Source organism: Paraglaciecola hydrolytica, from assembly GCF_001565895.1.
GTDB classification, from domain to species: domain Bacteria; phylum Pseudomonadota; class Gammaproteobacteria; order Enterobacterales; family Alteromonadaceae; genus Paraglaciecola; species Paraglaciecola hydrolytica.
Genome location: NZ_LSNE01000009.1, coordinates 110,951 through 130,214, shown reverse-complemented (window position 1 = coordinate 130,214; position 19,264 = coordinate 110,951). Strand labels below are relative to the sequence as shown.

Sequence of the window (19,264 nt, the reverse complement as noted above, 5' to 3'; positions counted from 1 at the left end):
CAGGGATAAGCTTATGCAAAACAATAATAACAGCCATATTTCTCACCTATCCGCCGCCATTATTGGTTTACTTATCCTAGGCACCCTTGTTTTAGGTTGGTTGTCACAAAAACCCTCTGACAAGGCCTACGCTCTCAATGACGAAAACAAGTTTTCCCAGCAACGCGCCTTTGAACACATTAACGTTATTGCCAGTAAACCCCACTACACAGGTTCGGTAGCGCATAATGAAGTGCATGATTATATTGTGCAGCAGCTACAAACTATGGGGCTCGAAGTAGAAACCCAAAACACCCTTGCGCTTTCGCCTTATTACTACGCATCGGCCTATGTGGCCAATATTGTTGCGCGGCTTCCTGCAAATTCAAATAACCCAGCCAATATACTGACTATTCAAACCGACAAAAAAGCCTTGGCGCTGATGTCCCATTATGATTCTGCGGTCTCATCGTCATTGGGAGCCAGTGATGCAGGCAGTGGAGTAGCGACTATTTTAGAAGCGCTTCGGGCTTTTATTGCAAGTAAACAACAACATAGTAACGACATAGTAGTGATTATCACAGATGCTGAAGAAGTAGGTTTACTCGGCGCTCAGGCTTTTGTTGAACAACACCCTTGGGCAAAAGATATTGGCTTAGTGCTTAACTTTGAAGCGAGGGGCTCAGGTGGCGCGAGTTTTATGTTGCTTGAAACGAATAGTGGCAATAGCGCATTAATAGAAAAGTTTAAACAAGCCAATGTACCCTACCCTTTGGCTAACTCGTTGATGTATAGCATTTATAAAATGCTACCTAACGATACTGATCTGACCATATTCCGTGACCAAGCGAATATTAACGGATTCAATTTTGCCTTTATCGATGACCATTTTGACTACCATACGGCGCAAGATACGCCTGAACGTCTTGATCGCTCAACCTTAAACCATCAAGCCAGTTACTTAGTTGCCTTACTCCCTTTGTTTGCGAACACCGACTTAAACACGCTTAAGAGTGATGCCGATCAAGTTTATTTTAATCTAGCAAATTGGCTTTTGGTGGATTATCCCTTTAGCTGGGTATTGCCCATATTTATTATTTTAATTGCGCAGTTTATCATTTTATTAATTGTAGGTTTATGGCGCAGGACCTTGACCTTAGCAGGCTTGTTGCTTGGTTTTATACCTGCCCTAACCAGTGTATTAAGTGCAGGCGGAATAGGTTATCTGTGTTGGCATTGGTCGCTTTGGCTGTTTCCAGAATTTATCGATACCCCCCAGGGTTTTACCTACAGTGGACATTGGCTGATTGCTCTAGCTATCCTGTTAAGTATCATATTAAATGCCGCTATTTATCGTTGGACTGAATATAAGTTTGCAAAAATTTCACCGCTTGAATGGTTGTTGGCTCCCACCTTTTTATGGTTACTTATCAATGGCGTGATTGCCCTACATCTTACCGGAGCAGGCTTTTTAGTCTTGCTATTAGTGGCTCCTTTAAGTGCCTTGGCCTATTCGATCGTTAAACCGCAAAAAAACATTCATCCCGTTATTTATATCTTACTCAGTTTGCCAGGCATCTTAGTACTGGCGCCACAGATCCCGATGTTTGTTATTGGTTTGGGTTTGTCGCTACTGTATATCGCCAGTATTTTAACCAGTTTATTGCTCATTGTACTCTTACCTATTTGGGTAAAAATGCCTTATTTTAAATGGCAACAAAGGACATTGGAGCTTGCCACCCTCGTTTGTATCATAGGTTTAGTCATTAACACGGGCTACTCGCAAGATCAGAAAAAACCAAGTAGCCTCAATTATTTGCTTGATGGTAATTCAGGCAAGGCCATGATGTTTACCTATAACCCACATCTGGATATTTATACTGAGCAAGTACTAGCAACAGCGGACCAGGGCAGCGAATTAGTAGAAGGCATTTATCCTATGAATCCTTGGCGTAAACCTACGTTTAGTAGAATAGTACAAGCCATTGATTTAGCTCCACTAAATTACCAAGCGACACAAACTAACATGACAGAAAACCGCTTTGTAGTAAGTTTGTTAGTTACACCACAAGCTGAGAGTGCGCGAATTCAGTTAGCCACAGATAACGCCATGATGATTGAATCGATCAGCGTTGATGGACAGGCATTTACCTCAGAAGGCAAAGCTCATCAACGAGGGTTTTTCTTCACGCATACTGTGAGCCAAACCAAACCGATATTGATTGAGTTTACTTATACCGCTGAACAAGAAGTCGAGATACGCTTGCTAGATACCCGCTTTGATTTAGCTAAGGTCATGCCCACTTTGGTAACACGGCCAGCGTTTATTATGCCATCGCCCTTTCGTTTGACCGATGCCACGGTGATCAGCGAAACTCTTCGTTATGCCCCTCACAATGCAGAGCACAACGAATTAGCTCCTCTGGCGTCTGCGCCCCAATAATATTGCTTGGCAGAGATCCCAATGCCCATACACACTAAAAAGTGAGCTAATTAACCAATGATTAGCTTACTTTTTTAGCCACTACATCAATATAATAAATAAACCATTGATTTTTATAGCAATAAAATATGGCATCAGCTTTGCTTTATCTATGTTATAGATGGCGGTATTCGCCACATAAGGCACAACAAGGAGCACAGCATGTCTAAGAAAAAATTATTTTGGATCGCATTTTTTGGCTTAACTTTAGTTGAAATAGGCCAGATGGCTTATTCCCATGACAAGCCAGTAACGGTAGTAGCTACAGCTATGGCAAACAACCACATTCTAACAGAACAATGCACCATGCAAGTTACGTCTGAATTGAAAGCACAACACAACAGTGTATTCGGACAACCACCAATTATGTTGATATAACCAGAGTTTAGCGTGACTCTGGTTGCTCAGCATTTTGGGTATTTTCACCCGGGGTAATAAACAATACTTTTGCGGATGTCGCTATCTTCGCGGTATGCCAGATACCTTTTGGCACTACGACATAAGAGCCCTGTTGATCTAACAATAAACTTTGGTCACCAGAGTCTGTTTTCAATATAAATTCACAATGCCCAGCGAGCAATACCACTATCTCGTCCCCTGCCGGATGACATTCCCACGTCGGCCAGTCCTGAGTAAAATCATGGACGGCTATCAATACATGATCTTTAAATCCTGCATAATTTTTATCTAGATCAGCATAAAGGGATGGCTCATTTACCACCTGCTGCACACTAAGATCAGGTTTTAAAACCGCAAATACCTGAGCCAGATTTTCCACGGATAAGTTCATTCGAAGTACCTTTAATTAAATTTTAAGTTGTAGTCTGGTTAATTCTGATTGCTTCACTTTAACAGAAATAAACTTGTCATTATTTTATTCAAATATAGTGGGATAATTAACTAACTTTCAAAAAAGCATAACGTAAATTGTGATGCATGCGTATAGAGCTCCCTCTGTTGAGCTTTTTAAAATAATTATTGCGGGAATAAAAAATAAATACGTAGCTGGCAATTCTGTTTCAAAAGAATACTATCGCGACATCATTTTTCTTCACAGGAAGCACTTTATGTCGGTAGATATTACCAGCGCGATTATTGATTGGCAGTTGCAAAAAGAAGGGGCAGAACAGCATTTTTATTTGGTCATTTACGATCATCTGAGAAAGCTTGCGTCCGAAAATAGAAAACGTGTGTTGTTAAAGTTTGGTGATGCGGCAATCCAAGAGCATGTCAACTCGACTACCTCACTCGTGCACGAATTGTACATAAGGTTACAAAATGGTAATGATGAGTTTTATGCCAATCGTAAAGAGTTTTTCACTATGGTGGCGCGCTCCATCCACAACGTATTGGTTGACCAAGCAAGAAAAACACAAGCCAATAAACGCAACGCTCACACTATGGAATATTCTGAAGAGCTTAACGATGAGATAATCGATGACTCAGATGATGAATTTCTAGCACTGAATGAAGCAATTGAGCGCTTAGAAGTTGAATTTCCGAGGCAGGCACAAACCGTTAAATTGAAATATTTTGGTGGTTTATTAGTGAAAGAAATTTCTGAAATCGTCGGTATCAGTGTATCCAGTGCTGAAAAAGATATGGCTTTTGCTAAATCTTGGTTAAAAACACAACTATCGGCATGAGTATCACGATCCTTAAAACTTCATACTCAATGATACCCATCAAAGTATCATTATCACCTTGGATAAAACTATTCACAATACAATTTGGCGAGCAGAAAAAGTGCTGTTTTTTCAAAACTGGAACCCAACAAACGCAGCTTGAGTTTAATCTGGCAAACGAGGATTTTTATTTCAAAATTACCACTACAAACAATACAAATGTGGTGATCTTAGGCATATATCACGCAAATGTGCCCTACAAACTACAAGCCTTAGATTTGCTAGATTATAAAAAAATATCCATTTCAAGCGCCATAAGTCTCTAATTAGGTTAAATAATTCAACTAAAAACTATTAATAAATTTTATTTCGTTTTATTCTGCGACCACGATATTCTCAATTGAGCAGCCCTTTTATTTCAAGGACGTTGTTTAGCAGTATGGAATAAACTCACCGTTGCAAACGCCAAACACCTCAGGCTCAACGCCAATTAATTTGCGTACACTCTATGAGCATTATTGCGCACTGGGTGACATGAGCGAAGGTGCACAACAGATCTACCTCGCCCAACTTAATAATCCAGATATTGTTAAACAACTGCGGGCCATGTTGGCCACACAACATGATACCAGTTTTGATACCTTAATCGGCCTGCAAGTCAGTGCGGTAACCGGTGATGCGCACATCGAAGCCCTGCAAGGGCAGCGCATTGGCCCCTATGAGTTGGTGGAGATTTTAGGTAAAGGGGGCATGGGCATTGTGTATCATGCCAAACGGGTTGATGGCGTCTTTGAGCAATGTGTGGCCATCAAGTTTGTTTACCCCAGTATTGCCGCACTAACAGGTGCAGAAACGGTATTTTTTGAAGCGCGCTGTTTAGGTCGCTTAGCCCACAACAATATTGTACGGGTGCTGGATGCCGGGCAATTAACCTCTGGCGCGTGTTATTTTGTGATGGAATACATCGAAGGTGTCGCCATCGACCAGTATTGTCACATCAATAGTCTTTCCCTCACGGCTATCGTGACATTACTGCTCAATGTATGTGATGCCCTGCACACCGCCCATCAGCTTAATATTGTGCACAGTGATATTAAACCCAACAACGTGGTGGTCAGTGTTAATGGTGAGGTCAAGGTACTGGATTTTGGCATTGCCAAAATGACCGACGACAGTTTACAAAACGATAAACAGCGCAATGCCATTGGTGGCGCAAGTCGCAGTTTTGCGGCGCCCGAGCAACTGTCTGGCCAGCCCATTACTCTAGCAGCGGATATCTACTCCTTTGGTAAATTACTGAGCTTTTTAATGGAGCGTTGCACTCTGTTAGAGCGAACAGACAAGACGGCAGTAAGTTTAGGTAAACGCAGAGAGTTAGAAGCCGTGGTAAAACACTGCCTGCAAGCTTTACCGATTAATCGTTATGCCGACATAAGCAGCCTTAAACAGGACTTGCTGTGTTGGCAACAACATTACCCCCTGAGTTTTCAAGTTAAACAACCCCATGTAGTGGCGCGTAAATGGCTGTTTAGACACCGCATTCTGATAGCCAGTGCGCTAATTATTTTTAGCAGTGCCTGCGGCTCACTTTACCTAAACAACAAAATCGGCTTAGAGCAAAACCAATCGGAAGAAGTCGCTAAGCAGCTCGACCAAATTATCCGCCTCACTGCCCCACAACAATTTGGCCAAGGCAATATACAGCCGGTGCAATTGTTACACAGCAGTTTTGAGCAGGTTATTGGTTCAAAGGCCTTAACCCTTAGCTCGCAGTACCGTATTATCACTACCCTGGTTGAGAGCATGTTTGGTTTGGGTGAGTATCAAAAAATACTGACTATGCTGCAACAAACCCTGCACATCGACGGTATGCAAACCCTGGATGACCAACAAGAAAATGCCTTAACCCGGCTCAACATTAGGGCTTTGTTAAAGTTAGGCCATCGTTCACAGGCCCACAGCCTTTATCTAAGTACCTTGGCCCGGCAGCAAAATACCAATGCCCCACTGCGCAGCACGTTGTTACTGCAGCTGAGTATTAGCAGTGCGTTAATTGACCTTTTTGGTGAGCAAGGGATAACACAATGGCAACAAATCAATGATGTTATCTTGGCCAATTTACCGCTGTTTAGTGATAAAGAGCGCATTGAAATCAATATTAATGAAATTTTTAGGCTCTATGAAAATATTGAATATGCATTAACAAAATATGAAGATCTTGAGGCAGTGCCGACAGCTAAGATTGCCAACTTACAGGCAAAAATAGACACCTTTTTGACAGACATTCCTGTTACCCATCCCGAATTTTCAACGGTTATTGCAAGAATATCTGACCTTGACCTGATGTTGCGTCAACAGCGGTCTTATATCCAAGGCTTGGTGGCGGCACTACCTCTTATTGAGACCACTTATGGGGCGCATCACCCAATTGCGATTCATGCATTAAACACCACTGCGAATATTTACTTTGCAGATCTTAATGATCCCTCTGCGGCCCTGCCATACAGTGAACTGGCTTTTAAGCGCTCTGCCCAATTGAAAGGAAGAAGCCGAACGAGAGTGATCAAAAATCATACGACTGTACTTGACGCAAATGGGCTGCATTCACAATCAATGGTGGCTTTTCAACTCGGTTTACAAGAGGCTTTAAGCACCAACGATGACCTCTATCAAATTTACAGACTATGGGCGAGTTATGTTTGGAATACCCTAGAATTTGATTACGCTAAAGCCTTAATACAATTGTCTGAGCTGATACTTTGGCTAAATACCAATAAAGATAACATTATTACAAAAGTAGATTTAAACGTCGAACTACTGATTTTACAGGCCTTACAACTGGGCCTTGAGCGCCAGCCAAATAAGGGCTTAGCCTTAATCAATGCTAATGTAATCCGTTTTGATGGTTTAAGCTTTTTTCCACTCGATGCCGTACAAGAATACCTGCTGCGTAAAAGTGGTGACTTTGCTGCCAGTAAATTAGCTGGCAGTAAGCACTTAAAGAATATTAATGACTTTACTTATCTCTATGATTTAACTGGCATATACCAAGATATTACTTTTTGGTTAGCACAAGCCCATGCAGAGCTTGACGAAGGCGCAGAGGCACAGCGTACCCTGCAAGAAACCTTTGACTATAACCACCAGATTAACCCCAGTAGCGATAATTTTTGGTTACAAGTCACCTACACCATTGCAAAGCACTATCAACTGCAACTCGACACCAAAGGTTTAACCATGGTGCCGATAGACGACAGTTTTTTATCCTTTTACCCTAGATGAACTGAATTGTTCTTGTAAAATCAATAGTGCCTCAGAGCCGACTTTAAAGGCATGTTTAGCCGAAGTATCGTACCAAGCTAAAAAGGTTTTAAACATTTTATCTCCGTTGCGATGGCGTTTAATTGCCATTGTTATTGCGCTAACAATGCCCCCACCTACTAACCACAAAACCATGAGTGCCTCATTGTCGTTTTTCCAGTTAATATTAAACATTAAGATAATTGGCAATATCCACAACAAATGCCAAAGGCCGATTGAATTGCTGTGAACATGATCAAATAGATCTCTTGCAGACATGCCTTGATAGGTCAACTCATGGGATTTTTCGCCATCACTATGATGCACACAGACCATTGGCTGAACGTCGTCTTGCCACATTTGACCAAAGCTGGCACCCTGTTCAATCACCGAGTCTGGCTGATTTTCGCCTTGCTTATGATAGATCCAACCTAAACTGACAATTTGCCCCACCGATAACTTAGCCATGTTTAAATCGACCAGTCGATAGTTAAACACCTCGTTTTTGTCATTTTTTACTTTGATATAGTCATACTGAGTTACAATCGTTTTTACATTAACGTCTTTAACATAACTATTACCATTACGTGTGGTACCTTTTCGTTGGTTAACAATGGTGCGACTGGTTTTATCTTTTTCATGTTCTTCGACGATAAAATGCTTCCATTCAATTTGCATGTTTTCCTTTTTTCCTTTCCCTTTACTATTGTAATACTTAGAGAAAATATCGCTTTTTTGTAAAACATGTATATCGTTGAATAATTTCTTTTTAATCGCCTTAGCTACAGCAATTTGTTTCATTTCTTCGTTGATGAGTTGATTGACTGCATTTTCATCCATTGTCGCTATACCTCAAATAGTGTTGAGGTAACATCTTGGCAAAAGATCCTCCTAATAAAATAGATACGTAATTTTTGCTATAAACCATAATGGCTCGGCAAAATATTTTTTTAATTTTTATTTACGGTAATGGATGAAAGCTGCGTAGCTTTTTTAGTAAGTTGATTTTGTAGATGCTCGACATGCACTTAAAAAGAGGATGTATGTATGGGCAAACAGCTGTTTCACTCGATTTTATTGATATTACTTTTAGGCGGATGTGGAGGTGGCGGTTCAGGCAGCAGCACACCCACAAAGCCCACAACGCCCACAACGCCCACAACGCCACAACCAACTAACACGGCACCAACCTTAACGATGAGTCCTTCAACTATCACAATGGACGAAAACACGTCTGTTGAAGTGGCCTTACAATTTTCAGATGTAGACGGTGATAACGTCAATATTACGGTAAATGAGACACACAATTACCTTACTACAAGTATTAATGGTTCAACGCTTACTCTTACCGCAAGCGAAGTAGAAGCAACGCAAAATACCACAATTCAAGTGGTAGCAAGTGATGGTAAGGCCAGCACAACAAAAACCTTGTCCTTAACGGTTAAGAACATTATTCAGGTCATTAATGGCGCACCTGTTATTACTATGGATTCTACGCCTTTGGAAGTGAAGGTCGGTGAAAAAATAGGTTTTATTGGCTACACAGTTCTTGATCCAGACGGAGATCAGATTGATGTGAGTTCTTTACAATTTCAAGCCGACGAAGGCTTATATGTGGAACCATTTGACGGATGGTTTGACGTTAGGGGCGATACCGTAGGACTTAAAACAGTTAAGTGGTCAGTAGCCGATATTCACGGCAATAGAAGCGAAGCATTTAGTTTTACGGTGAATGTTATTGAAGATACAACACCAAAAAATGACTATGCCCCAAAAGTGAGGTTTAACGAAGATAAAGATGGAAAGGGTTTACTTATCTCTATGTCATCGGACGAAGAGTATTTCTACACCTTTACCATTACTGACGAGGATGGAGATACCAATTTTGATTGTCGTTTTGATATACAAGACACCTTTAACCTTCCTGATACTTTCACTTATCAATTTGATTGTAAAAATAGATGGTTAAAAGTCAAAACAGGTTTTGTAGGTAAAGACGGTATTGCCATATTTTCCTTCTTGGTTAATGACGGAAAAAACAACAGCCAACCGACCACTGTAAGTATGAATTTTTTAGAACAAAACACAGAAGAAGCACAAATCATACTTGGTGAGTTTGATAGACCTTTTTTCAAGATAGGTAAAAATTCAACAAAAACACTTTCATACACCATTAAAGACGATCTTCCAGAGAACGTTAAGTTTGAAAAAATTGAATACTGGTATGGCGATATGGATGAAGTATCAATATCACATGAAAACGGCTTATTCACCATTACCGCCAATGATGTAGGTGATTATGGCGAAACATACGGATTTGCGGCTCAATTCTTTGATGGCAGCATATTAATACAAGTTAATTTAGAAATAATGGTTATTGCGAATATTGATACTGAAATTAATCGTGAAGCCCTAAAAATGAAATTGAAATATGAAAATTCATATTATCAAACCAGAGAATATAATTTATTAGGTTATTTCTACACTGACTATTTATTTAATATCGGAAAGATTAACTCATTACAAAAAGAACAGTATGAAAATAAATTATATGGTGATAACAGAGCCGCTTATTCAATCATTTTACAATATATCGGTGGTATTCAATTATCAGTTGATACAGGTGAATTTGAAACAGACGATGGACTACTTGGATCATATAACTCCTTATTTAATTCATTCCTTGAAAACTTGGTCAATACAGGTGAAGCGATTGTTCCAATTATTAATGAGTTAGCCGCACTTGATGACAAATTATTTACAGTTGAGTTTAGTAAAGATTATGAATGGTTAGACGAAGATAAAACATTCTTTTCACGGTTTATCGGTAATGCCCAATATGGTGAATATAACAAAAGTAATAAGTGGGTTTACAGTGATAAATATAAGTTATTAAGAGCGTTATCACAAAGAACAAACACTACTGACTTTGTTAACTAATTTAAAAATTAAGCGAGATATCAAAATGAAAAAATTATTTATAGTATTTATCACCGTTTTAATCACAGCATTAAGCGTTTCAGCAAAAGACAATGGCGAACTTGATTTACGCAATGTTTTAATGAAAAGAGTGGATGACAGTAATGTTTTCCAAGTGATTGTTAAGTTCACTAATCCTCACCACCATAAAATATTAATTAATATTCCTGAATATAAAAGCACAGGGGATGAAGGCGAGTTTGATAACTTAATGGAGCAAGCATACAACATTGAAAAAAATATATATGAAGATGCCGCTTATAATTTAATTGAAAAACTTGAAAATAATTTAGGCGCAAAAATAAGACATTTAAGAACAATGTCATTAGGGAATGATTTAATTGAGATCACAACAACAAAATCTGTTAATGATTTTATGAAAGAGTTTAAAGCGCTTCAAGAAGTTAAAAAAGCACAGGTAAATGAGGCATTCAATGTAAAAAAGTCCGAAACTACCAGTGTCGTATCTGCCAACTGGTCAGGGACATTCTTCAATGATCCTTGGTATAACAGTCAATCTTATTTTGGTTCTTTTGATGAAAATAAAGCGAACTCAAACTTTGAATTGTTTAAGCAAAATATTGAGAACAAACTAGGTAGAAAAGTAAGAATAGCCATTATTGATAGTGGATCGTCTAACCACGAAGATTTACCTGTTGATGGTGGTTATAGTTTTGTTTCTTTTGTCCCTAATTTACAAGGCGAACCAGTTACGGTTGATAGAGTGGCAGACCATACAGATGGCAACATAGACCCCGATACGGGCGAGTTTAAAATGATGGAACATGGAACAGCCGTGGCCTCAGTTATAGGCGCATACACTGATAACGGGCTTGGCATGACGGGCGCATTAAACAGCGACGATATATCATTAATTTTTGCCAAAGTTTGTCATTATAAAGGTTGTGGTCAAAATGATATTTATGACGGTATTGTTTGGGCAGCAGGTGGAGAAGTAGCGGGAATACCTAACATTGATCAAAAAGTTGATATCATCAATGTAAGTTTAGGTGGTGGTAATTCAGCAGGTTGTAGCGAGTTTTATCAAGAGGTTATTGATTTTGCGGTAGAACAAGGAATAGTGGTTGTTGTAGCCGCAGGTAATGAGAGAATGGAAGCGGAAAACATTAGTCCAGCCAATTGTAAAAACACAATTACAGTCGGTTCAGTTGCCCCACATACCGAAGATAAAAGTGATTTTTCAAACTATGGAAGCGCAGTTGATATTACTGCAGCAGGAACAGGTATTGTTGTTGCGGTTCCAAATGAAGATCCAACTCAACTTTCAAGTGAATACAAAGCAACGAATGGAACATCATTTGCGACACCATTAGTTGCTTCAATAGCAGCAGGTTTAAAAATGAAATACCCTGAATTAACCCCTTTACAGATTGAAAGAATTTTAGAGGCTAATTCATACGACATTTTATTAAACAAAAAGGGTTTGCCTTCCGATTGTAAAATATTAGGTTGCGGTAAAGGCACAGTAGACGCATTAGCCAGTTTGATGGCCATAGACAACTTGTTTAGAGTTAACGCTTCACAAGTAGCGCACGTTTACGAAAACAACACTGATACTCGATACCTTGAGGAAATGGATAAATTAATTCCTGTTTGTAATTTGTATCAAGCCGAGTTTGGATCAATCGGCACACAGATTGTCGGTATTGAATACAATATTTATTCATACAAAGGGGAAGGTGAAATAACAGCAAGCAACGCGACTTTTATTAAGACGGTTGACGATCCAATCTATGTTGTTAATAGCGCTGATAGAATTGCTTATCAAGCCTGTCAAAATGGCTCTTGTGGCAACGTTATAGAAATGACAAAGGAAACGGCTTATAAACCACAATATTGCAGGATCTAAAGCTTAGGAATCTGTATCAACATTGTGTAACTGCTCACCAATCAATTTTCAGTGCAAGGTATGAAAGTACGGAATGGCGAATAAACCTTGTTTGCTAAAGTGGCCGCAAAACGTTAAAACAGCACAATAAGTGACTGACTAATATCGATTCATAGGCACTAATTAAATATCTAATATTAAAAAGAGGCCAATGGCCTCTTTCTGAATTATTGATAAAACAATTTAACTCGCGTTTAAATATATTCTACTGCAGAGATTTCGAACTCAATACTGCCTTTAGGTGTTTGAATATTGACGATATCGTCTAGCGACTTACCAATCAAACCACGGGCAATGGGAGAGCCATAAGAAATTAAGTTATTTTTAATATCGGCTTCATCTTCACCCACTATTTTATAGGTGATCTCTTCATCGTTACTTAGATTAACTATCGTAACGGTAGCCCCAAAAATCACTTTGCCATTATTGGCCATTTTGGTGACATCGATAATTTGAATATTCGATAATTTACCTTCGATATCCTGAATACGGCCTTCGCAAAAACTTTGTTGCTCACGGGCAGCGTGGTATTCGGCATTTTCTTTTAAATCACCATGCTCACGCGCTTCGGCAATAGATTTAATAATTTGCGGTCTTTTGACTGACTTTAAATGTTGCAGCTCTTCACGCAGCAATTCTGCGCCTTTGGCTGTCATTGGGTATTGATTCATAGTTCAACAACTCACTTTGTTGGATAATCAGGTATATTGCTTAGCAGTCAAACATAGGTGCTAATTTACAATTTTCAAGCGCTGACCAGAAATGAGTTCTGGCCAGCACTCAGATTAAGCGTTTATACGTTTGTGCAACTCTTGGACTGATGTTACACGCGCACGATCTTCTGCTTTATTGGCATTAACCGTAGCAAACGCCGCATTCATCGTAGTGGTATACGGTACTTTATTGAGTAAGGCTTCACGACGAATATACACTGAGTCATCAATGGCTTGGCGCCCCTCAGTGGTATTGATGATGTAACAATATTCACGGTTTTTGATGGCATCAACGATATTCGGACGACCTTCGCTTAACTTGTTTACTACGCTACAAGTCACACCGGCTTTATTTAATACATCAGCCGTGCCGCTAGTTGCTTCTAAGGTAAAACCTTTGGCTAACATTTTTTGGCCCAGTTCAATCACGCGATTTTTGTCGTTCAAGCGCACTGACATTAAGGCTTTACCGCCCACGGGAATGGGTTGGCTCGCGCCCAAGTTAGCTTTGGCATAGGCTTCAACAAAGGTATCACCCACGCCCATCACTTCGCCGGTTGAGCGCATTTCTGGCCCAAGCAAGGGATCAACACCTTGGAACTTAGCAAAAGGCAGTACCACTTCTTTAACCGAATAAAACGGCGGGATAATCTCTTTGGTAATACCTTGTGACGCCAGTGATTGGCCAACCATACAACGAGCACCAATTTTGGCTAGAGCCATACCTGTGGCTTTAGACACAAAAGGTACGGTACGAGCGGCACGTGGATTGACTTCAATCAAGTAAACCTGATTATCTTTGACGGCAAACTGGGTATTCATTAAACCGATAACACCTAATTCCAGGGCCATCGCCTTAACTTGCTCACGCATTACATCTTGAATGGCCGGACTTAAAGAATAAGGTGGTAGAGAACAGGCAGAATCACCCGAGTGCACACCCGCTTGTTCAATATGCTCCATAATACCGCCGATCACTACCTCTTTACCGTCACAGATGGCATCAACGTCTACTTCAATAGCATCGTCAAGGAAACGGTCTAGCAATACAGGGGCATCATTAGATACTTTTACCGCATTTTTTAAGTAACGGGTTAAATCTTTAATGTCATAGACGATTTCCATGGCACGACCACCTAACACATAGGACGGGCGCACAACCAAGGGGAAACCGATTTTTTCAGCGGCAACAAGCGCCTGCTCTAGGTTGCTTACCGTGGCATTAGCCGGTTGTTTAAGATTAAGCTTGTTAACCATTTTTTGGAAACGTTCACGATCTTCGGCTTTATCTATAGCATCAGGAGAAGTACCGATAATAGGTACACCCGCGGCTTCTAATGCGCGCGCTAATTTAAGTGGAGTTTGACCACCATATTGCACGATTACGCCAACTGGTTTTTCGATACGTACGATTTCTAATACATCTTCTAAGGTCACTGATTCAAAATATAGGCGATCTGAAGTGTCATAATCGGTAGAAACGGTTTCAGGGTTACAGTTAACCATAATGGTTTCGTAACCGTCTTCACGTAAAGCTAAAGCCGCGTGTACACAGCAATAATCAAATTCTATGCCCTGACCGATACGGTTTGGACCACCGCCTAATACCATGATCTTTTTATTGTCAGTGGGGTTAGATTCACACTCTTCATCGTAAGTGGAATACATATAAGCCGTGTTGCTAGAAAATTCTGCCGCACAAGTATCAACCCGTTTATACACTGGATGAATATCAAAGTTACGACGGGCTTCACGCACGTCAGCCTCGTCAACACCGGTTAAATCAGCAATACGTGCATCGGCAAAACCTTTACGTTTTAGGGTACGCATTAGTTCGTAATCAATGCCCGACAAACCCACGTCAGTAATTTGTTGCTCAAGGATGACCAACTCTTCGATTTGGATTAAATACCAACGATCGATATTGGTTAAGGTAAATATTTCATCCACCGACATACCCATGCGCATAGCATCAGCGATGTACCAGATACGCTCAGCACCAGGTTCGCGTAATTCACGAACGATGATAGCTTTAGCGTTAGGGTCGTTAATATCAATAATGGAATCTAGGCCGTTAACCCCTACTTCCAAACCACGTAGGGCTTTTTGTAAAGATTCTTGTTGGTTACGACCAATGGCCATTACCTCACCCACTGACTTCATTTGAGTAGTTAAACGATCATTAGCACCAGCAAATTTTTCAAAGTTAAAACGGGGGATCTTAGTTACGACATAATCGATAGCAGGTTCGAAAGACGCTGGAGTTAATCCGCCAGTAATGTCGTTCGCTAACTCATCTAGGGTATAACCAATGGCCAGTTTGGCTGCCACTTTAGCAATAGGGAAACCTGTTGCTTTAGAAGCAAGAGCAGATGAACGCGATACCCTTGGGTTCATCTCGATAACCACTAAACGGCCAGTCTTAGGATCAACCCCAAACTGTACGTTTGAACCACCCGTTTCCACGCCGATTTCACGTAATACCGCAATCGCAGCGTTACGCATGATCTGGAATTCTTTGTCAGTCAGGGTTTGTGCTGGTGCTACGGTAATCGAGTCACCTGTATGCACGCCCATTGGATCGAAGTTTTCGATGGTACACACGATAATACAGTTATCTGCCTTATCACGTACCACTTCCATTTCGTACTCTTTCCAACCAATTAACGATTCATCGATTAGCAATTCGTTGGTAGGAGATAAATCTAAGCCACGACGACAAATTTCTTCAAACTCATCACGGTTATAAGCAATACCGCCGCCAGAGCCGCCCATGGTAAATGAAGGACGGATAATACAAGGGAAACCAATACGGGTACTGACATCAAAAGCTTGTTCCATAGAGTGAGCAATTTCAGCCACCGGACAAGCTAAACCGATAGATTTCATGGCTTTGTCGAAACGTTCTCTGTCTTCCGCTTTATCAATAGCATCGGCCGTGGCACCAATCATTTCCACACCAAACTCTTCCAACACACCATGCTTGTTCAAATCCAGCGCACAGTTAAGCGCGGTTTGCCCACCCATGGTCGGCAAAATCGCATCGGGACGTTCTTTCTCGATGATCTTTTTAACCACTTCCCAATGGATTGGTTCGATATAAGTCGCATCGGCCATGTCTGGATCGGTCATGATAGTCGCTGGATTAGAGTTTACTAGGATGACGCGGATCCCCTCTTCTCTAAGGGCTTTACAGGCTTGTGCGCCTGAATAGTCAAACTCACAGGCTTGACCTATAACGATGGGCCCAGCGCCTAAGATCAGGATGCTTTTTATGTCGGTACGTTTTGGCATGGCGGTCTTCTTTACTCTATCTCTAAATTCAAGTTACTGGCAGTACTGGCTCACTCTTATGCAGAGTGAGCTGCCTGCATCAATTCGATAAAATGGTCAAACAATGGCGCTGCATCGTGCGGCCCAGGACTCGCTTCCGGATGTCCTTGGAAACTAAAAGCTGGTTTATCAGTGCGATGAATGCCTTGTAAGGATTTATCAAACAGCGAAATGTGGGTAACTTCAAGATTAGCAGGCAAACTTGCTTCATCTACCGCAAAACCATGGTTTTGCGCGGTAATCATCACACGATTGGCTTTTAAATCTTTAACTGGGTGGTTAGCACCATGATGACCAAATTTCATTTTTAAAGTCTTGGCACCACTAGCAAGAGCTAACAATTGATGGCCCAAACAAATACCAAAAATAGGAATATTAGTATCTAACAAGGTTTTTATTGCGCTAATGGCATAATCACAAGGTTCTGGGTCGCCAGGGCCATTGGATAAAAACACACCATCAGGCTTAAGGGCTAAGACTTCTTGGGCGCTGGTTTTAGCTGGCACTACTGTCAAGCGGCAACCACGGTCAACCAACATACGTAAGATATTGTGTTTAACACCATAGTCGTAAGCTACCACATGATAGGGTTGCTCAGTAGGAGCAGGTTTATAACCCACTTCCAAGTCCCAACTGGCACTGTTCCAGTTATAGGCTGTGTCGCAAGTGACTTCTTTAGCTAAATCCATGCCTTTTAAACCGGCAAAACCTTGCGCCATCGCTAAAGCATGGACTTCGTCTAAGCTAACTTCATCAAGAGCATGGCTAGCAATGATACAACCATTTTGTGCACCTTTGTCTCGTAATATACGAGTCAGGCGACGGGTATCGATATCGGCTATGCCAAGGATGTTATTGGCTTCAAGATAGTCAGACAAACTTTGTTGACTACGGTAATTACTGACCAGTAAGGGTAAATCACGAATAACTAGGCCTTTAGCCCAAATCTTGGTGGATTCTTGGTCTTCTTCATTGATACCGGTATTACCGATATGAGGATAAGTCAGAGTAACGATTTGTTCAGCGTACGAAGGATCAGTTAAAATTTCCTGATATCCTGTCATGGAAGTGTTAAAAACCACTTCCCCTACCGACACACCAGACGCTCCAATCGCAGTACCTTTAAACACAGACCCGTCTGCTAGTACTAAAAGGGCGGAATTAGCCAAGTCAACCTCCTGGTTACTTAATAATAAAAAGTAAGGTTATGTAAGCATTAACCTTAAATTAATGCTCTGGCGCTTGATATTCACAGTTACCAAGCCCACTTCAAAACATCATATAAACAATTGATTTACATAATATTTTACTTAATTTGCAAGACATAACTGGTTGAAGTTATAGTAACTTCTGTAATTTTTGGCAAATTCGCAGCACTATACACGAATAGCCTGAAGCGGTCTATTATCAATTCACAAAAATGCATAAATAAGCGTTTAATTAGGATTTTTAGTCCTAAGCCGCAAAAACCTACTTAAAGCCCAAAACGTCGGCCATGTCATAAAGTCCGGCTGGTTGCTGTACCAACCAATTAGCCGCCTTAACCGCGCCTTTGGCAAAGGTTAGTCTACTTGAGGCTTTATGGGTAATTTCGAGGCGCTCACCCATATCAGCAAACAATACAGTGTGGTCACCAATAACATCCCCTGCCCTTACGGTAGCAAAGCCAATAGTATTGTGATCGCGCTCACCTGTTTCACCTTCACGGCCATACACTGCACACTGGTTTAAATCTCGGCCTAACTCATCAGCAATGGCTTCGCCAATAGCGACGGCAGTGCCAGAAGGAGCGTCCTTTTTAAATCTATGGTGGGTTTCTATGATTTCGATATCGGCGCTATTGCCCATGACACTAGCGGTTTGTCTAACCAAATTTAATAGCAGGTTAATGCCCACACTATAGTTAGCGGCAAATACGATGGGAATGTGTTTAGCTGCTGCATGTAACGCTGACTTTTGCTCGCTGTTTAGGCCAGTTGTACCTATCACCATAGGTTTATTATGTTTAATGCAAAAATTGAGGTTGTCTTGTAAAACACCTGGCAAGGTAAAATCGATTAATACATCAATATCAGCTAAGTGCTGACTTAAGTCAGCCACGACGTTTAAGCCCAGTTTACCAACACCGGCTAATTCGCCTACGTCAGCACCAATTAAACTTGAACTAACACGCACACTGGCAGCAGTAAGTTGAGAATCTTTATCTAAATTGATTGCTTCGATTAATACACGGCCCATGCGACCGTTAGCGCCAAAAATTGCAATATTGCTCATGGTGATTTTCTTTTCAAATTCAGTGGAGGATCAATTGGACGTTGATTGTGCCTGAAATGAAAGCAGCTTGCAGCTTAGGATTGAGATTAAAAAGGCTTAACTCATAATTCCCTTATGATAATGTCGGTAACTTAACCAAATGGGTAGATTTAACCTCTTCCATCACCACATAGGTATGGGTTTGGCTGATACCTTTAATGGCGGCTAATTTATCACCTAAAAAATCGCGGTATTCGGCCATGTCTTGCAGGCGAATTTTTATCAAATAATCAAAACCACCAGCCACCATCGAACATTCCACCACTTCATTTAAAGCGCGAACTTGGCGATTAAACTCTTCCAAATCTTTAGTACTGGTATTGGTTAATGACACTTGAATATAGGCACTCAGGTTGACATTGAGTTTTTTAGGATTGAGATGGGCGACGTATTTATCGATATAACCATTTTTTTCTAAACGTTTGACCCGTTCTAGGCAGGGGGTTGGGCTTAAATTGACTTTATTTGCCAGTTCAACGTTTGAAATACGGCAATCCTGCTGCAAAATTTGCAAAATTTTCACATCAATTCGATCTAAGGCTTCAGTGCTTTTTTTCATTGTTCTTTCACTAGTTGAAACATCATTGTTTATGCCAATCCACATTAGCCTTTTAACATACTCGCCATCCAT

General features: G+C 40.7%; 13 protein-coding genes. 6 read left to right on the top strand and 7 right to left on the bottom strand.

All coding sequences use genetic code 11. The features are described from left to right. Nucleotides 1-13 precede the first annotated feature (13 nt). Together AX660_RS16320 and AX660_RS16315 are read left to right on the top strand one after the other, a co-directional pair. Nucleotides 14-2,422, top strand: a complete 2,409-nt coding sequence (locus tag AX660_RS16320) for a M20/M25/M40 family metallo-hydrolase (protein ID WP_068379007.1) — start codon at nucleotides 14-16, stop codon at nucleotides 2,420-2,422. 201 nt (nucleotides 2,423-2,623) lie between these two features. After that, complete coding sequence (locus tag AX660_RS16315; protein ID WP_068379004.1) at nucleotides 2,624-2,839, top strand: hypothetical protein; 216 nt, start codon at nucleotides 2,624-2,626, stop codon at nucleotides 2,837-2,839. 7 nt (nucleotides 2,840-2,846) lie between these two features. Here the strand turns inward: AX660_RS16315 and AX660_RS16310 are convergent, their stop codons facing one another. Beyond that, a complete protein-coding gene (locus AX660_RS16310; RefSeq protein WP_068379001.1) occupies nucleotides 2,847-3,251 on the bottom strand; it encodes a cupin domain-containing protein in 405 nt (134 codons plus the stop codon). A 277-nt stretch (nucleotides 3,252-3,528) separates the two neighbouring features. Here AX660_RS16310 and AX660_RS16305 point away from each other — a divergent pair, with 277 nt between their 5' ends. Together AX660_RS16305 and AX660_RS16295 are read left to right on the top strand one after the other, a co-directional pair. Further along, nucleotides 3,529-4,107, top strand: a complete 579-nt coding sequence (locus tag AX660_RS16305) for an ECF-type sigma factor (protein WP_068378997.1) — start codon at nucleotides 3,529-3,531, stop codon at nucleotides 4,105-4,107. Nucleotides 4,108-4,542: 435 nt separating this feature from the next. Then, nucleotides 4,543-7,368 carry a serine/threonine protein kinase gene (locus AX660_RS16295; RefSeq protein ID WP_068378989.1) on the top strand — a complete coding sequence of 942 codons (2,826 nt, stop codon included), beginning with the start codon at nucleotides 4,543-4,545 and terminating at the stop codon, nucleotides 7,366-7,368. Here AX660_RS16295 and AX660_RS16290 read toward each other — a convergent pair. After that, nucleotides 7,348-8,226 (bottom strand): hypothetical protein, encoded by an 879-nt coding sequence (locus tag AX660_RS16290; protein ID WP_068378986.1) that lies wholly within the window; start codon nucleotides 8,224-8,226, stop codon nucleotides 7,348-7,350. The two genes, AX660_RS16295 and AX660_RS16290, sit on opposite strands and share 21 nt — an antisense overlap. Before the next feature lie 207 nt (nucleotides 8,227-8,433). On the opposite strand from AX660_RS16290, the gene AX660_RS16285 reads away from it, so the two are divergent. Further along, entirely contained in the window at nucleotides 8,434-10,326 is a 1,893-nt protein-coding gene (locus tag AX660_RS16285; RefSeq protein ID WP_131811820.1) for a hypothetical protein, read from the top strand. Nucleotides 10,327-10,351: 25 nt separating this feature from the next. Next, nucleotides 10,352-12,235 carry a S8 family peptidase gene (locus tag AX660_RS16280; RefSeq protein ID WP_131811819.1) on the top strand — a complete coding sequence of 628 codons (1,884 nt, stop codon included), beginning with the start codon at nucleotides 10,352-10,354 and terminating at the stop codon, nucleotides 12,233-12,235. A gap of 233 nt (nucleotides 12,236-12,468) precedes the next feature. Here AX660_RS16280 and greA read toward each other — a convergent pair whose 3' ends face one another. The 5 genes from greA to AX660_RS16255 form a co-directional block, all read right to left on the bottom strand. Then, nucleotides 12,469-12,945: a transcription elongation factor GreA gene (gene greA / locus AX660_RS16275; protein ID WP_068378976.1), complete on the bottom strand. Its 477-nt coding sequence runs from the start codon at nucleotides 12,943-12,945 to the stop codon at nucleotides 12,469-12,471. Between the two features lie 114 nt (nucleotides 12,946-13,059). Then, nucleotides 13,060-16,281: a carbamoyl-phosphate synthase large subunit gene (gene carB / locus AX660_RS16270; protein WP_068378973.1), complete on the bottom strand. Its 3,222-nt coding sequence runs from the start codon at nucleotides 16,279-16,281 to the stop codon at nucleotides 13,060-13,062. Nucleotides 16,282-16,337: 56 nt separating this feature from the next. Beyond that, on the bottom strand, nucleotides 16,338-17,489 hold the full coding sequence (gene carA, locus AX660_RS16265; RefSeq protein ID WP_068378970.1) for a glutamine-hydrolyzing carbamoyl-phosphate synthase small subunit: 1,152 nt from the start codon (nucleotides 17,487-17,489) through the stop codon (nucleotides 16,338-16,340). A gap of 301 nt (nucleotides 17,490-17,790) precedes the next feature. Beyond that, nucleotides 17,791-18,594, bottom strand: coding sequence for a 4-hydroxy-tetrahydrodipicolinate reductase (gene dapB, locus AX660_RS16260; protein ID WP_068378967.1), 804 nt, complete (start codon nucleotides 18,592-18,594; stop codon nucleotides 17,791-17,793). Between the two features lie 112 nt (nucleotides 18,595-18,706). Next, entirely contained in the window at nucleotides 18,707-19,192 is a 486-nt protein-coding gene (locus tag AX660_RS16255; RefSeq protein ID WP_068379939.1) for an Lrp/AsnC ligand binding domain-containing protein, read from the bottom strand. Nucleotides 19,193-19,264 lie beyond the last annotated feature (72 nt).

Coding starts and splice junctions, on each gene's coding strand:
- AX660_RS16320 (WP_068379007.1), top strand. CDS start 14: ATGCAAAACAATAATAACAGCCATATTTCTCACCTATCCGCCGCCATT.
- AX660_RS16315 (WP_068379004.1), top strand. CDS start 2,624: ATGTCTAAGAAAAAATTATTTTGGATCGCATTTTTTGGCTTAACTTTA.
- AX660_RS16310 (WP_068379001.1), bottom strand. CDS start 3,251: ATGAACTTATCCGTGGAAAATCTGGCTCAGGTATTTGCGGTTTTAAAA.
- AX660_RS16305 (WP_068378997.1), top strand. CDS start 3,529: ATGTCGGTAGATATTACCAGCGCGATTATTGATTGGCAGTTGCAAAAA.
- AX660_RS16290 (WP_068378986.1), bottom strand. CDS start 8,226: ATGGATGAAAATGCAGTCAATCAACTCATCAACGAAGAAATGAAACAA.
- AX660_RS16285 (WP_131811820.1), top strand. CDS start 8,434: ATGGGCAAACAGCTGTTTCACTCGATTTTATTGATATTACTTTTAGGC.
- AX660_RS16280 (WP_131811819.1), top strand. CDS start 10,352: ATGAAAAAATTATTTATAGTATTTATCACCGTTTTAATCACAGCATTA.
- greA (WP_068378976.1), bottom strand. CDS start 12,945: ATGAATCAATACCCAATGACAGCCAAAGGCGCAGAATTGCTGCGTGAA.
- carB (WP_068378973.1), bottom strand. CDS start 16,281: ATGCCAAAACGTACCGACATAAAAAGCATCCTGATCTTAGGCGCTGGG.
- dapB (WP_068378967.1), bottom strand. CDS start 18,594: ATGAGCAATATTGCAATTTTTGGCGCTAACGGTCGCATGGGCCGTGTA.
- AX660_RS16255 (WP_068379939.1), bottom strand. CDS start 19,192: ATGAAAAAAAGCACTGAAGCCTTAGATCGAATTGATGTGAAAATTTTG.